Annotated in this window: 12 protein-coding genes; 10 read left to right on the top strand and 2 right to left on the bottom strand. The window is 56.0% G+C overall.

What is annotated here, in order from left to right; genetic code table 11:
* Positions 1-50: 50 nt before the first annotated feature.
* The gene (locus M2406_RS21135) at positions 51-2183 is read right to left on the bottom strand and encodes an intracellular growth attenuator family protein (RefSeq protein ID WP_115183604.1); all 2133 of its coding nucleotides are present in this window, start codon (positions 2181-2183) and stop codon (positions 51-53) included.
* 465 nt (positions 2184-2648) lie between these two features.
* On the opposite strand from M2406_RS21135, the gene nudE reads away from it, so the two are divergent.
* Positions 2649-3203 carry an ADP compounds hydrolase NudE gene (nudE, locus tag M2406_RS21140; RefSeq protein ID WP_012147288.1) on the top strand — a complete coding sequence of 185 codons (555 nt, stop codon included), beginning with the start codon at positions 2649-2651 and terminating at the stop codon, positions 3201-3203.
* A 50-nt stretch (positions 3204-3253) separates the two neighbouring features.
* Here the strand turns inward: nudE and mrcA are convergent, their stop codons facing one another.
* Entirely contained in the window at positions 3254-5812 is a 2559-nt protein-coding gene (gene mrcA, locus M2406_RS21145) for a peptidoglycan glycosyltransferase/peptidoglycan DD-transpeptidase MrcA (RefSeq protein ID WP_259191290.1), read from the bottom strand.
* A gap of 122 nt (positions 5813-5934) precedes the next feature.
* On the opposite strand from mrcA, the gene pilM reads away from it, so the two are divergent.
* The 9 genes from pilM to dam all read left to right on the top strand — a co-directional run bounded on the left by pilM (position 5935) and on the right by dam (position 13730).
* Positions 5935-6777, top strand: a complete 843-nt coding sequence (pilM, locus tag M2406_RS21150; RefSeq protein WP_259191291.1) for a type IV pilus biogenesis protein PilM — start codon at positions 5935-5937, stop codon at positions 6775-6777.
* Complete coding sequence (locus M2406_RS21155) at positions 6777-7313, top strand: PilN domain-containing protein (RefSeq protein ID WP_259191292.1); 537 nt, start codon at positions 6777-6779, stop codon at positions 7311-7313. Before pilM ends, M2406_RS21155 begins: the two co-directional genes overlap by 1 nt.
* Positions 7306-7827 carry a hypothetical protein gene (locus M2406_RS21160; protein WP_259191293.1) on the top strand — a complete coding sequence of 174 codons (522 nt, stop codon included), beginning with the start codon at positions 7306-7308 and terminating at the stop codon, positions 7825-7827. Before M2406_RS21155 ends, M2406_RS21160 begins: the two co-directional genes overlap by 8 nt.
* On the top strand, positions 7820-8182 hold the full coding sequence (locus M2406_RS21165) for a hypothetical protein (RefSeq protein ID WP_259191294.1): 363 nt from the start codon (positions 7820-7822) through the stop codon (positions 8180-8182). Before M2406_RS21160 ends, M2406_RS21165 begins: the two co-directional genes overlap by 8 nt.
* On the top strand, positions 8179-9420 hold the full coding sequence (hofQ, locus tag M2406_RS21170; RefSeq protein WP_259191297.1) for a DNA uptake porin HofQ: 1242 nt from the start codon (positions 8179-8181) through the stop codon (positions 9418-9420). Before M2406_RS21165 ends, hofQ begins: the two co-directional genes overlap by 4 nt.
* Before the next feature lie 350 nt (positions 9421-9770).
* Entirely contained in the window at positions 9771-10292 is a 522-nt protein-coding gene (gene aroK / locus M2406_RS21175) for a shikimate kinase AroK (RefSeq protein ID WP_004391482.1), read from the top strand.
* Positions 10293-10383: 91 nt separating this feature from the next.
* Complete coding sequence (gene aroB / locus M2406_RS21180) at positions 10384-11484, top strand: 3-dehydroquinate synthase (protein WP_026142563.1); 1101 nt, start codon at positions 10384-10386, stop codon at positions 11482-11484.
* 155 nt (positions 11485-11639) lie between these two features.
* Entirely contained in the window at positions 11640-12662 is a 1023-nt protein-coding gene (locus tag M2406_RS21185; protein ID WP_012147280.1) for an SPOR domain-containing protein, read from the top strand.
* A gap of 255 nt (positions 12663-12917) precedes the next feature.
* The gene (gene dam, locus M2406_RS21190) at positions 12918-13730 is read left to right on the top strand and encodes an adenine-specific DNA-methyltransferase (RefSeq protein WP_012147279.1); all 813 of its coding nucleotides are present in this window, start codon (positions 12918-12920) and stop codon (positions 13728-13730) included.
* Positions 13731-13786 lie beyond the last annotated feature (56 nt).

Raw genomic sequence — 13786 nt, forward strand, 5'->3', positions numbered from 1 at the left:
GCGTTAGCGTAGCATAAGCTGATGACAGGGCGCAGGCCGGGGCTAGTGGCTCAGGGCATCGGCCGCAATGACATCGGGGCGAGCTGCGGGTTAAAGCAGCTTTCGTAGTAGCGCTGGATATCGGCGATGCGGTGCTGATTGATGCGACGGCGCTGCACCAGTTTCCAGCTGTTGTAGCCCAGCACGACGGCGACGCTCAGCAGCAGCAGGCTGGTGCCGAGATAGCGCCACAGGGTGATGATATCCGGTTCGCTGTGCAGTGCAATATGACGGGTACCGTTGGCATCGACGCTGATATTGGTGATCACGCCCTGCGCTTCGAACGGCGTATGCAGCAGCATGCCGGCAAGGCGTTGTAGCTCATTCCACTGGTCAAGTGCGTTGTATTCGTTTAGCGGCACCGTCGGCTGCGGATGATTCACCAGCTGTTTGCCTTCATCACTGGTGATCAGGAACCCCCCCGGTGGCGGGCTGTTGAGCGCGGCGGCGGCCTGCCTGGTTTCGCTGTAGACGAAGGATGATGCGGCCACTTTGGTCAGGCTTTCCAGCGATTCGGCGCTCACCGGGCGCAGCAACACGTTCACCCCTTGCAGCGAGCCTGATTTGGCACGTTTCACCAGGGTGCCCCAATTTTTGACGTTGCCCAGATTGACCAGTGCGTTCTTCAGCCGGACGCAGTCATTATCCGCTTGGCACAGATCCTGCGTTTTCAGCACGATATCGGAAAAATCATCCAGCAGGATCATGCCGGATTTTTCGATTGCGCTGGCCAACTGTGGGTTGAGCTTTTGGTCGGAGCCGTCAGGGTGCAACTGGGTGTTGACCGTCGCCAGCAGGGCTGAGGCCTTGTCGATCACTTCCGACTCCGGCTGCGGCAGCGGTGCCGCGTTGTTCCAGTAAATTCCGGAACAGTCGAACGGCATAAAGCTGGCGGAGCGCGTGCCACTGGTTAACGGTGGTACGTAGCACATGCCCGTGCCCTGGGCTTTCAGGGTATCCCCGATGCGTAACGTTGCGCCTTCCAGTGCCTGTACGTTGGTCACTTCAATTTTTTGCGCGCCCTGTAGCCAGGCCATGCTCAGCTTGAGCGGCAGGCTGAGCGGGATATAGGTCAGCAACAGCAGCAGCACCAAAAGTGAACTGGCCATGAGTACCGCGTTCCTGCCCCATTGCTGCAGCGGGAAGTTTTTCACCTCATCATGCAGCGAAAGGTAGCGACCCTGGCGCAGCACCTGGCGGTTAAGGTAGATATCCACGTCGGTGGTTTTACCCAGATCCTGGGCGATGTATGGCTGCCAGTGCGGCGGATAAATCAGGTCAATGATGCCGAGTGAAATATTGCTGATTTGCCCCTGGTTGGATTCGCCAAACAGCCCCCAGCGCTTGGGGGTGCCCCGCAGGCAGTGCACTTCTTTTAGTTCGCGTGTGGCAGGGCGGCGGAACAGGTTCCAGCAGGCCCAGGCGATCATCAACACGGCGACGACAATCATCCAGGGGATCACCACGACCGGGCTTATCAGGCTGAAGAACAGCAGCAGCAGGGCCGCCGAGATAATGGCGGCCTCTTTGATACCGTTCGGGCGATTGAGTGCGTGTTCTTCCGGGCTTTCCTTGCGGATGTTCAGCAGTTCGACATGCTCGCTCTCTTCCTTGCGGATAGAGGCGTTTTGGCTCGGGGTCGCTTTCACCACCGGTGGCAGCGGCCGATCGTGAATATGGTCTTTCAGCGAATGCCCGTTGAGAGAGATCACCAGCGGCAGCGTCTGGGTTCTAATCACTTCCACATGGTTATCGGCGCTGATGTACTGCTCCCAGAACGGCGGCAGATGCACCTCTTCGGCGTCCAGATAATAGCGCCATTTATTGGGTTCATCGCTGGCCAGACCGTAGCGGGTAATGGCGTGGGTAACCGGGTAGACGTTGTCGCTTTGCGGCGTCAGCGCCAGTTTGGCAGAAGGCAATGAGTTGTTGCCGGGCAACAGTTTGTTGCTCAGCTTGTTTTGTTGGCCAAGATAGTGCTCAACGGCGGCGCGTTCTTCGCCGGTCAGCTTGCGGTGGGTGGGTTTGATAAAGGGCAGCGTACGCATCAGCAGCGGCTGATTGCGGGCTTTGAACCAAAGATACAGGCCGGCGGCAATCAGGCAGGCAAGCACTAAGGCCAATATCAACACTATTGTGCTCATGCTATCCCCATCCTGTACCCGTGAACCTCACCAACCTGATGAATCCTGGACTATTATACGCAGCCAAATCACCAAGAGACACCCTGATCCGTAACGAGAGAACAGATTCTCTGTCAGGATCTCACTTATTGGTAAAAATATTCGTCTTATTGCCCTTTCTTACCTGTGTGATGATAGCAACCAGGTTGCACTGTCGATATCGGCATTATCTTATTTTAATGCGCTCTTTTTACTGGATGAGAACAGAAAAGCGGCGGGTACTGGCTAGGCTTGTTAAAAAAAAGTAAATTACTGCTTGTGCTCGTTGCGGCAAAGGTTCTCATTAACGCACAATGTGATCAAGATCGGATTTGGTCAGCGTTTGAACGCATGCGGACTACGCGTCACGCCCATCATTATTCTGGTTACCCGCGTTAGCACGCCCGATGCTGTGGCTTGCTAGCGGATAACTCATTTGAGGCAATCATGGATAAACACCTGCAAAAACCTAAAATTCTGAAAGTGGAAACGGTCGCGCGTTCGCGTTTATTTAACGTTGAGTCGGTCGATCTGGAGTTCAGTAACGGTGTACGGCGGGTGTATGAGCGGATGCGGCCCTCAGATCGCGAGGCCGTGATGATTGTGCCGGTGATTGGCGACGATTTGCTGCTGATCCGTGAATATGCCGTGGGCACCGAATCTTATGAGCTTGGCTTTCCCAAAGGCTTGATTGATCCGGGTGAAGGCGTGCTGGAAGCGGCTAACCGTGAGCTGATGGAAGAGGTAGGTTTTGGTGCCAGACGCTTTGATTTCCTCAGCAAGCTGACGATGGCCCCGTCGTACTTTTCCAGCAAAATGAATATTGTACTGGCGCACGATCTCTACCCGCAGAGTCTGGAAGGGGATGAGCCGGAGCCCTTGCCGCAGGTGCGTTGGCCAATAGCGGATATGATGGCGTTGCTGGCAGAGCCTGATTTCCGCGAGGCACGCAACGTGAGTGCGTTGTTCCTCACCGAGGCATTTTTACGCGGTTCCCGCTAAGCGCGACGGTTAAATGAAAAAGGGCCCAGATGAATCTGGGCCCTTTTTTGTTAGAACAACTCGTGGCTTTCGCCGCCGGGATCCGTCAGCGTAGTGCCGGTATCTCGTGAAGGATAGTCCGTCGGCTGAGTTCCTTCGATAAAGTACTCGGAACGGCTGCCGCCGCCACCGCCGGAAAGCTTACCGCTGCTCTTGTCGATGGTGACGCTGATAATGCCCGGTGGTGGGGTCACCTTCTGCTCTGGAATGCCTTCCAGTGCGGTTTTCATAAAGTCATCCCATGCCGGTTGCGCACTCTTGGCACCGCCTTCACCGCCGGAAACCTGATCCGGGATCGCACCGGATACCGTTGCACGGCCAAGGTCACGGCGGTGGTCATCGAAGCCAATCCATACCGACGTCACGGTATCCGGGCCATAGCCGGAGAACCAGGCGTCTTTTGAACTGTTGGTGGTACCTGTTTTGCCACCGATATCACGACGTTTCAGATCACGACCTGCACGCCAGGCGGTACCCATCCAACCCGGTTCGCCATAGATATTGCTGTTCAGCGCATCGTGCATCAGGAACGCCAGCGGGGTGCTGATAACGTGCGGCGCATACTGTTGATCGCCATCTTGCTGAACCTGAGCGGGGGTCACCTGCTCCAACTGCGGCATTGGCACGTTGCCATTTTTGCCTTCCTGCGACGTCGCGACATTTTCAATGTTATCTTCGGAAAGCACGGCCGAGCGGTGAGTGTCACCATAAATCACCGGCAGATTACAGCTGTCGCAGACAATCTTCGGTTTGGTTTCGAACACGGTGTTGCCGTTATCGTCTTCAATCTTGGTGATGAAGTACGGATCCACCAGATAACCGCCGTTAGCCAGCACCGCGTAACCGCGTACCAGCTGCATTGGGGTGAACGAAGCCGAGCCCAGTGCCAGTGATTCGGTATGCACGATGTTTTGCGCCGGGAAGCCGAAACGCTGCAGGTATTCCGCTGCGTAGTCGACGCCCATGGCACGCATCGCGCGCACCATCACCACGTTCTTCGATTGTCCCAGCCCCTGACGCAGGCGAATCGGGCCATCGTAAGTTGGCGGTGAGTTCTTCGGCCGCCAGTCGGTACCGGCACCTGGATCCCAACGGGTGATCGGCAGGTCATTGAGGATAGTGGCCAGGGTCAGGCCCTTGTCCATCGCGGCGGTATACAGGAAGGGCTTGATATTGGAGCCGACCTGACGCAGCGCCTGAGTCACGCGGTTGAACTTGCTTTGGTTGAAGTCAAACCCGCCGACCAGGGCTTTCACCGCGCCGTCATTCGGGTTGATCGAAACCAGGGCTGAGTTGACGTCCGGCACCTGTGACAGCCACCAGTTTTCACCCACCTTGCGAACCCACACTTGTTGGCCGGCCTGCACCACATCGGTGACGCGTTTCGGCGTTGGGCCTTGCTGAGTGTCGGATCTATAAGGTCGTGCCCAGCGCATGGTGGACATTGGCAGCGCCACATGGCTACCGTCTGCCATCATGGCCGTTGCCTCTTCGGCGCTGGTTGAAATAATCACCGCCGGCGACAATGGGCCGTAGTTCGGCAGATTCTTCAAGGAATCGACGATCTGCTTTTGGTCCCAGGCCGCTTCACCCACTTTCCACAGCACGTTGGACGGGCCGCGGTAGCCGTGGCGCATATCGTACGCCAGCACGTTGTTACGCACTGAGTCCTGCGCCGCCAACTGCAGTTTTTTGGTGACGGTGGTGTAGACCTTGTAGCCGTCGGTATAAGCATTGTCACCGTAACGCTTGATCATCTCCTGACGCACCATCTCGGAGAGATAGGGGGCGGAGAAGCTGATTTCTGGCGCATGGTAATTGGCCACCAACTCTTCACTGCGCGCCTGATCGAACTGCGCCTGAGTGATGTAATGCTCATCCAGCATCCGCGACAGCACCACGTTGCGGCGAGCTACGGCGCGATCGTGGGAGTAGAGCGGATTGAAGGTAGATGGGGCTTTCGGCAAGCCGGCGATGGTCGCCATTTCGCTTAAGCTGAGCTGACTGACGTCTTTACCGAAGTAAACCTGTGCTGCAGCACCCACGCCATAGGCGCGATACCCCAGATAGATTTTGTTCAGATACAGCTCGAGGATTTCGTCTTTGGTCAGCATCTGCTCGATGCGTATTGCCAGGAAGGCTTCCTTGATCTTGCGCATCAGGGTGCGTTCCGGGCTTAAGAAGAAGTTTCTCGCCAGCTGCTGGGTAATGGTACTTGCCCCCTGTGACGCATGGCCAGAGACCAGCGCAATAGAGGCAGCACGGAAGATACCGATTGGGTCGACGCCATGATGCTCATAGAAGCGGCTGTCTTCGGTGGCGATAAACGCATGCACCATAACCGGCGGAATTTGGTTCAATTTTAGCGGAATACGGCGTTTCTCACCGTATTGGGCGATCAGCTCGCCGTCGGCGCTGTAAACCTGCATCGGTATTTGCAGCCGCACATCTTTCAGCGTTGCGACGTCAGGCAGCTGTGGCTCGACATATTTGTACAAGCCAAAAATCGAGGCTGCCCCCAACACGATGCAACACACTGCAAGGATTAGTAAATACTTTACGAACTTCACCTGAGATTTCCCATTTTCATGTCATTTGGGCAGTTTATAAACAACCGCGCGGTAGTATAAAGGCAAGCCTGCAACATGGATATGTTCTTTTGTTATCTGACGATAAGGAGGTCGGGCAAAATATGATCACTCAAGCATGGCAGGTGGGGCTGGATATACAAAGTCACTGCGTTCGTGCCCTGGCAGCACAGCGCCGTCGCAATGGCTGGCAACTGCGTCACTGGTGGCAACAAAGGTTGCCGCAACCGGTGCTGCGTGAGGGGTGTCTGGAGCAGAGCGACGCGCTGATCCAGGCATTGCGCCAATGGCGGGTTCAGTTACCAAGACATATTTCCTTACGCATTGCTCTGCCCGCGCAGCGGGTTTTACAGCACAGGTTGCCACTGCCGGACGCCAGGCTGAAAGAGCCTGCGCGCGGTGCCTACATCACCAGCCAGGGGCTGAAAAAGTTTCCTCTGGATAGCCAAACGTTGGCGCTGGACTACCGCCAATCCCTGCCCGAACACGCGACTCTGCTGCTGACCGCCGCCCGTCAGCAAGAGCTGCAACAGTGGCTGAACTGTCTGCGTCAGGCCAATTTACAGCCGCAGGTGGTTGATATTGCCCCATGTGCGCTACGCGTGATGGCGGCGGCCGCAGGCGTGTCGGGCGAAGCCGGTTTGCTGCACCGCCTCGATGAAGAATGGTTATGGGTGACCGCACACCGAACGGAGTTTGCCTATGGCCAGGTATCGATTCGGGAAGCGGACGGGGCAAATCAGGTGTTGGCCGCAATGCGTACCGCCTGCCCATCGCTCGGCGAACATCAGATTTACTATAGCAGCGTGATGGATGAGCAGCCTCCGTCTGGGAGCTTGCCGTGGTCACCGCTCAGCGCTTTCAGCCAGCTGCGTCCTCCGTTACCCCCATTGCCGGCGGCATTTGCCCTGGCCGGCGGGTTGGCGCTGCGCGCTGAGGACAACTGATGTATCAGGTTAATCTTTTGCCCTGGCGCATAGGGGGCCAGCGTCGCCGCTATGCCTTTTGGTTACGCGTATTCATCTTGCAGTTGGTGCTGGTGTTGGCGGTACTGATGGTGGTTTTTGGCCTGTTGAGTCAGCAACAGGTACAGCGGCATGAGGCACTGCTGATGCTGAGCGGCCAACAGACAGAATTGACCGAACGTTATCAACAATTGCAACAGGCGGTGGCGCGTCTGGCACGCTTAACCGCGTTGGCGCAACAGCATGACAACAATCGGGTGCATAACCGGCGTTACCTGCAGCTGTTGCAGCAGCTCTCCACTTCGCTACCTGATTCGCTATGGCTTATCGCGCTGGAAAGCCACTCGCAGAATATCACTTTACGGGGACTTGGCCGGCGTTATGAAGCGGTGCTTCAGTTTGAGCAGCAACTGACGGCGTTACCCCTGTTACAGAACTACCGCCTGACAGAGGTGGTACAGCGCCAGGATGGTCTGTTCTCGTTTACCTTGATGGCGCAATGGGGGCCGGGTGGATAAGCCATTGCCGCTGTGGTTGGCGAGGGGGCTGAGTTTGCCGGGGTGGAAGCTGTTGGCCATCCAGTGGCTGGTGTTGGGCAGCCTGATCCTGCTGTTCAGCCTGCTGCTGTTGCAAGGAAAATGGCAGCAACTGACACAAACCGAGGCGCAGCAGCAGCGTCTGATGCAACAGATGACTCCCTTGTGGGAGCAACTGGCCCGTATGCCGACGCTGGATCAGGTGAATCAAAGTCTGCAGCAGGTCAGCCGCCCGCCTGCCGCCGATAGCGATTTGGCGAGCACGTTGCAACGAGCGGGGGCCGGGCTGCAGCGTTGGCAGCAGCAGGGTGATTCGCCGCGCCAAACCCTGATGCTGCATCTCAATTACGGCAGTTTATTAAGGCTGCTGGAGCGTTTTCCAGCCCAGTTGCGTATTGATCAAATGACCGTTGAGGCGCAGGTGGGAGAACTAACGGCGCATTTCATTCTCCAGGCGGCTTTGGCAGAGGCAGAGGCGGTAAACCCCAATGAATAAATGCTGTGGGTTCTGGTTACTGTGGCTGCCTCTGGCGCTGATGGCCCAGCCTCAGCCACGCGATCCTTTTAAGCCATTACCCCTGCCCGACTGTCCGAGCGCGGCGGAGTTACCGGTGAATTGGCAATTGAAGGGCACCATTGGTCAGGTGGCGTTGCACCATGCCTGGGTGGTTACGACCGCCGGGAAGTGGCTGCGATTAAAACCCCAACAAACCCTGTTAGACGGACGTTGGCGGGTGGAGCAGGTCGTTAAGGGGCAAGTAACGCTGAAAGCGAACCAGGGCGATCCGCTGTGTCCGGCCGCTGAGAATGCAGTGGTGTTGACCCTGAGAAACCATAAGGAAGAAAAATGAAAGGATGCCGTTGGTTGGCCGGGTTGCTCTGGGGTGTGGCTATCGCCGGTGCAGCACAGGAGCAAGAACCCGTTTCGCTGGAGTTTCAGGAGGCTCCCATTACGCTGGTGTTGCAGGCGCTGGCGGACTATCAACAGCTGAATATTGTCACCGCTGCCGGTGTGGGGGGCAACCTGACGCTGAGGTTGGATAATGTGCCCTGGCACCAGGCACTGGCGTTGATTTTGCGTATGGGGAAGTTGTCAATGACGCTGGAGGGGAATGTCATGATGGTCTCTCCTGAACCCAATGAGCAAGAAAAGCAGCGCCAACAGCAGGCGTTGGCACAAAAACAGCCGCTGAAAAGCGTAACCCTGCCGTTGAGTCATGCCGATGCCGAAGAGGTTGCTGAAAACCTGAACGCGCAGGGCGGAATATTGCTGAGCGAACGTGGCAGCGTGGTGGCAGATAAACGCACCAATGCGGTGTTGATCCGCGATACAGCATCGATCGTGGCGTTATTAACGCAAAGGATCGGCGAAATGGATGCGCCTTTGGCTCAGGTGCAATTGGCGGCGCATATCGTCACCATCAACAGCGAGAGTTTACGTGAGCTTGGCGTACGCTGGGGGTTGGCTCCGGACGACCGGCCGGCCAGCTCATGGCAGATGGACGGTTTTAACGTCGGGTTACCACTGGAGCGCAGTGCTGTCAGCGCGGGTTTCCATCTGGCGCGAATTGGCGGGCGATTATTGGATCTGGAGTTGATGGCTTTGGAGCAGGAGAACCGGGTAGAAATCATTGCCAGCCCACGCCTGCTGACTGCGAACCTGCAAACCGCCAGCATAAAGCAGGGGACTGAAATTCCCTATGAAGTGAACAGCGGTTCCAGCGGGGCGACGTCGATGGAGTTCAAGGAAGCGGTACTGGGCATGGAGGTGACGCCGAAAATTTTGCCCAATGGCCGTATCACCCTGACGTTGCAAATCAGTCAGAACATGCCCGGGCGTTCAATCAGCCGTGCGGCCGGCGAGACGTTGGCGATAGATAAACAGGAAATCAAAACTCAGGTGACGGTAAAAGATGGCGAAACCGTTGTTTTGGGAGGCGTATTTCAGCGCCATAGCGCCGAGGGGGCCGATAAGGTTCCCGGAATTAGCGACGTGCCGTTGCTGGGTTCCCTGTTCAAACAGAGCAGCAAACAGCATAAACGGCGCGAACTGGTGATATTCATTACTCCGACATTGATTAAGGCCTGAGCAACCGGGTGTGCGGTTCGTGGGAAATCGCCTAAAGTTGATGAGCAGATGCACTTTTTTATCACCTTCGGGGCATCTGCGTTTGACGCTGCGACCGATTTAGCTTACAAGGGTTACCGAATTGAGCACCGAGGTTTTTTTGTTAGCGCCAAGACGCCGTTAAAAACGTATGGTTTCCCTCCTGCGGCGTGGATTGCGATTTATTCGGTTGCCAAACTACCAAGAGTGTTGAGATAATTTTCCGTCTGATCTCGCACTATCGTTCATGAGGTTTCAGTTTAGGTCCCGCCGCTGATTTGATTGGCGGGGCGGGTTAACATTAACGAATTGTCTTAGTAATACCGAAAAACATGGCAGAGAAACGCAATATCTTTCTGGTTGGGCCTATGGGTGCCGGCAAAAGCACTATTGGCCGTCAGTTAGCTCAGCAACTCAATATGGAGTTTTTCGACTCCGATCAAGAAATTGAGCGACGTACCGGAGCTGACGTGGGCTGGGTATTCGACGTGGAAGGTGAAGAAGGTTTCCGCGATCGTGAAGAAAAAGTCATTAATGAACTGACGGAAAAGCAAGGCATCGTGCTGGCTACCGGCGGCGGTTCGGTTAAATCGCGTGAAACGCGTAACCGTCTGTCGGCGCGTGGCGTAGTGGTGTATCTGGAAACCACTATCGAGAAGCAATTGGCCCGTACCCAGCGCGACAAAAAGCGTCCGCTGCTGCAGGTTGATTCTCCTCCGCGTGAAGTGCTTGAAGCGCTGGCGAAAGAGCGCAATCCGTTATACGAAGAAATTGCAGATGTCACCATCCGCACCGACGATCAAAGCGCCAAAGTGGTTGCCAACCAGATAATCAACATGCTGGAAAGCAACTGATAGCGGTTTCCGTGTTCGCCACGGCAAATGCGGAAGACTGATTGTGTTCCCCGCGTTGCGGGGATAAACCACATTGAGAACTGAGCGCGACATGGAGAGAATTACCGTAACGCTTGGGGAGCGCAGCTACCCGATAACCATAGCCGCCGGATTGTTTAACGATCCGGCTTCTTTTATGCCGCTGAAGGCGGGTGAACAGGTCATGCTGGTCACCAACCAAACCCTGGCGCCACTCTATCTGGACCACGTCCGGAAGGTGTTGGAGCAGGCAGGCGTCATGGTGGATCAGGTGATTTTGCCTGATGGCGAACAGTATAAATCTCTGGCCGTACTCGAGCAGGTGTTCTCGGCACTGTTGGAAAAGCCGCACGGTCGTGATACCACGCTGATTGCCCTTGGGGGCGGCGTGATTGGCGATCTTACCGGCTTTGCCGCCGCCTGTTATCAGCGCGGTGTCCGCTTTATTCAGGTCCCTACCACGCTGTTGTCGCAGGTGGACTCTTCCGTTGGCGGTAAAACCGCCGTCAATCATCCGCTCGGCAAGAACATGATCGGCGCCTTCTATCAACCCGTTTCTGTGGTGGTTGATCTCGATTGCCTGAAAACCTTACCGGCGCGTGAGCTCTCCTCTGGTTTGGCTGAAGTGATCAAGTACGGGATTATTCTCGACCACGATTTCTTCGTCTGGCTGGAAAACAATATCGATGCCCTGGTGGCGCTGGATATGCAGGCTCTGGCCTACTGTATTCGTCGCTGCTGCGAGCTGAAAGCTGAGGTGGTTGCCGCTGACGAACGCGAAAGCGGGCTGCGCGCGCTGCTGAATCTGGGCCATACTTACGGCCATGCGATCGAAGCCGAAATGGGCTATGGTGTATGGTTGCACGGTGAGGCCATTGCCGCCGGCATGGTGATGGCGGCAGAAACCGCGCACCGTCTCGGCCAGTTCTCCCGCGAAGATATTGAACGTATTAAAGCACTGTTGTTGCGCGCCGGTTTACCAGTGTGTGGCCCGCAGGAAATGGCTCCGGGAACTTATCTGCCGCATATGATGCGCGATAAGAAAGTCCTGGCCGGTGAATTGCGCCTGGTACTGCCGACGGCCATTGGCCAGGCGGAAGTCCGTGGCGGAGTGGGGCATGATATGGTGCTCGCTTCGATCGCAGCTTGCCTTCCTGACGGAATGTCTAAGTAAATCGGACGAAGTAACAGTGGCTTAGCCGCCGTTTACATCTATATTAATTAATGTGCAAAGCATGACTGACGTCGCTTTGCCATCATCGGGTTAATCTGCCCGTGCCACGGTAGGTATACAGTGGTGGGCTTTTGCCTCTAGTTGGAGGGTTTCAGATGGATGAGTTTAAACCGGAAGACGATCTCAGACCTGATAGCAGCGATCGTCGTCCTGCACGTTCGCGTAAACCGGCTCCGGGACCGCGTTTTGCCATTTCACGTCAGCATTTAATGATTGGTATCGGTATTTTGGTGCTGTTGTTGCTGATTATCGGCATTGGCTCGGCGTTGAAGGCGCCCACCAAGCATGAGGCGGCACAGGATAGCGCACAGAATGGCGCAGCCAAGGACATTAATCTGTCAGGTTCTTCGTCACTGACTGCCGGTAATACCGGTGTTCCGGGCGGAACCACGGATACCAATGACAATAACGGCGTGAGCAGCAGCTCGCAGCCGCAAACCGTCAGCGTTCCTCCGATCTCCAGCACCCCGACGGAAGCGCAACCGCAGCCACCGCAGGGCGGCGCGCAGCAGCGTGTCGATCTGCCGGGCAATATGTCGGATGCATTGTCAGCGCAGCAGGGTCAGGTTGATGCCGCTACGCAGGGCATGACGGGCCCAGCTTCGACGCTGCCAACGGCCCCGGCAACCCTGATGAACGGCGCTGCGGCGAAAGAAACCGTCCGCCCGGTTCAGGGTACTGCGCCACAGCAACATAAAACACCGGCGAAAACCGTCAGCAAGCCGACGGCCACGGCCACACAGCATAAATCGCCAACCACGGTGTATACGCCGGCACCAACCTCTTCTGCCAAAGCGGGAGCAGCCAGCGCCAAGGCAGGAGCCGTTAGCGGCAGCGGCGGTTCGCTGCAGTCTGCACCGGCAAGCCATTACACTCTGCAACTGAGCAGCGCCTCGCGTTCCGATACGTTGAACGCCTACGCCAAGCAGCAGAAATTACAGCATTATCTGGTCTATTCGACTAAACGTGACGGCAAGCCCTGGTACGTGCTGGTGAGTGGCAACTATGCCTCTTCTGCAGAAGCCAAGCGTGCCATTGCGACGCTGCCGGCAGATGTTCAGGCGAAAAAACCCTGGGTCCGGCCTGTAAGTCAGGTCCAGCAGGATCTGAAAAAGTAACCCGATAGATTTCAAGCTGCATTCAGGCATTGAAGGGGCGCACAAACTGCGCCCCTGTTACTCAGGGCGGACAGAGTCGCCCATGACCGATGGCTGGAGTTGCCTGCGGACAGGCCGAATAACTGTGCGTGGCCAAGGGTGCTGCGGCTTGAAGGATGAAGGGTATCAATCACTTAAATTTGTGCGCTGATGTGCTGTCTGAAACAGAGTACAATCCGCCGCTCTGAATTGTATAATAAGTAGCTAATTGACGGCATGAAGAAAAACCGCGCTTTTTTAAAATGGGCTGGTGGAAAATACCCGCTGGTGGACGAGATCCGTCGTCACCTACCAGCAGGCGACTGCTTAATCGAGCCCTTCGTGGGTGCGGGTTCAGTCTTCCTGAACACGGAATACGACGCCTATATTCTCGCCGACATCAACAGCGATCTTATTAATCTGTATAACATCGTTAAACTGCGTACGGATGACTTCGTGCGTGATGCCCGCCTGCTTTTCACCGATGAATTCAATAAGTCAGAACAGTTTTACCTGCTGCGTGAAGAGTTCAATATGAGTGCCGATGCTTACCGTCGTGCGCTGCTGTTTCTTTACCTGAACCGCCACTGCTATAACGGCCTGTGCCGCTATAACCTGCGCGGGGAGTTCAACGTGCCGTTTGGACGTTATAAGAAACCGTACTTCCCGGAGGACGAGCTGTACTGGTTCGCTGAAAAATCCCGCAACGCCACTTTTGTCTGCGAGCATTACCGCGATACCATGGCAAAAGCCGAGCGTGGTACCGTGGTGTATTGCGATCCGCCGTATGCGCCATTATCGGCGACGGCGAATTTTACCGCCTACCACACCAACAGCTTTAGCATGGCCGACCAGCAGAGCCTGGCGCTGATGGCGCACCAGCTTGCGGTAGAAAGTCAGGTGCCGGTATTGATTTCCAACCATGATACCGAGCTGACGCGTGACTGGTACCAGCACGCCTCGCTGTACGTGGTGAAAGCGCGTCGTACCATCAGCCGCAATATTCTTGGTCGCAGCAAAGTGAACGAGCTTTTAGCGCTGTATCGTTAAACCGGGGTTACGCCCCGGCGTAGTTATCCTATGGATTTCGAACCCTACGTTTGGAG

It is taken from the genome of Serratia sp. BIGb0163 (assembly GCF_024809935.1).
Lineage (GTDB): Bacteria > Pseudomonadota > Gammaproteobacteria > Enterobacterales > Enterobacteriaceae > Serratia > Serratia quinivorans.

Excerpts from the sequence above, each read along its gene's own strand:
- M2406_RS21135 (WP_115183604.1), bottom strand. The coding sequence starts at position 2,183 with ATGAGCACAATAGTGTTGATATTGGCCTTAGTGCTTGCCTGCCTGATT.
- nudE (WP_012147288.1), top strand. The coding sequence starts at position 2,649 with ATGGATAAACACCTGCAAAAACCTAAAATTCTGAAAGTGGAAACGGTC.
- pilM (WP_259191291.1), top strand. The coding sequence starts at position 5,935 with ATGATCACTCAAGCATGGCAGGTGGGGCTGGATATACAAAGTCACTGC.
- M2406_RS21155 (WP_259191292.1), top strand. The coding sequence starts at position 6,777 with ATGTATCAGGTTAATCTTTTGCCCTGGCGCATAGGGGGCCAGCGTCGC.
- M2406_RS21165 (WP_259191294.1), top strand. The coding sequence starts at position 7,820 with ATGAATAAATGCTGTGGGTTCTGGTTACTGTGGCTGCCTCTGGCGCTG.
- hofQ (WP_259191297.1), top strand. The coding sequence starts at position 8,179 with ATGAAAGGATGCCGTTGGTTGGCCGGGTTGCTCTGGGGTGTGGCTATC.
- aroK (WP_004391482.1), top strand. The coding sequence starts at position 9,771 with ATGGCAGAGAAACGCAATATCTTTCTGGTTGGGCCTATGGGTGCCGGC.
- aroB (WP_026142563.1), top strand. The coding sequence starts at position 10,384 with ATGGAGAGAATTACCGTAACGCTTGGGGAGCGCAGCTACCCGATAACC.
- M2406_RS21185 (WP_012147280.1), top strand. The coding sequence starts at position 11,640 with ATGGATGAGTTTAAACCGGAAGACGATCTCAGACCTGATAGCAGCGAT.
- dam (WP_012147279.1), top strand. The coding sequence starts at position 12,918 with ATGAAGAAAAACCGCGCTTTTTTAAAATGGGCTGGTGGAAAATACCCG.